Annotated in this window: 1 protein-coding gene; it reads right to left on the bottom strand. The window is 49.2% G+C overall.

The window, feature by feature from the left end; all coding sequences use genetic code 11:
• Window positions 1–1,093, bottom strand: a 1,093-nt coding sequence (locus tag MO867_RS22175; protein WP_252473220.1) for a hypothetical protein, incomplete at both ends; no start/stop codon positions are given.

Raw genomic sequence — 1,093 nt, forward strand, 5'->3', positions numbered from 1 at the left:
TCTGCGTTATCCCCATTCACATCACCAGCTATCTGAAAAATAACCTGCGTGCCGGCTTGCTCCCCGCTCTCAGTCGAAATTGAATCACTTGAGGCCAGTGGAGAAGCTGGCGAAGTTAGGCTGCCAGCAGATGTAGATCCCGCGGCTCCAGTAGAGGCGCTGCCACCGCTTCCAAAGCTAACACTCTTTAATTGTGCAATTTCAGCAGCACCAGCAGCCGCCATGGCAGCAGCTGCAGGTATTCCGGTCGGATAACCTCCTGCATTATCGAAAGACTCGATAACTGCAGCCGGTAATGTCACCAATGCTTTGGCAAGCGCTAATTTCTGCTGGATTTTGAATAACTTAGGGCTAAACGCAGCAGCTATTCCCAACATTGAATTGAAGGTGCTGAAGGTGCTCGTTAGCTGGGATTTGTTCGCAGCATCTTCCATCTTTTTGCGTTGCTTGCGATGTTTATCTTCCAGCGAAGTTAAGTTGCGCTGGTATTCGCCCTCCAGGGATAAAATTGCTTGACGAGAATCCTCTTCGGTTGCTTGCGTTGTTGCCAAATGATCAGCTAAAAGATCTCGCTTCGAAATAAAACCTTGATCGAGGATTTCCATTTCCTCATCTTGCCGCACCTGTAAAAGTTCGCTTTCGGTGAGCCAGGAATCTTTTAAGCCTTGCAAGCGAGCATCGATTTCCTCGCTGTACTGCTCCTGATTCCGTTGCAGCAAATCATCCCGCTTTTCCGGATCATGGACATTCTCCTCAATGATGCGCTTCCGGTGCCGGTAACTCTCGGCCATCGCCTCCTCCTCGGTCAGCAGGCTTTGGCGTAGATTCTCGACAGTATCTAGGCGGCTCTGAGCTGTTCGCTCGAACTGCTCTTGCAGGGCTTGCTCAAGGCCTGGAAGGTCATCTTGAGCGTTAAGAGAGGTCGGTATGTTGCTGTCAGGAACTAAAGAGACGGGCTCGTCGTCATTAACTGGTGTTTTGGGTTTGCCAAGATTAGCTAGACGCTCCTCTGCCTCTTTTAATGACTGATTAAGGTCAGCTATCTGTTTATTAATTATTGTTATCTGCCTAGAGTTATCTACTCGGCGAATTC

The sequence above is a fragment of the Microbulbifer okhotskensis genome, from assembly GCF_023895975.1.
Classification (GTDB): domain Bacteria; phylum Pseudomonadota; class Gammaproteobacteria; order Pseudomonadales; family Cellvibrionaceae; genus Microbulbifer; species Microbulbifer okhotskensis.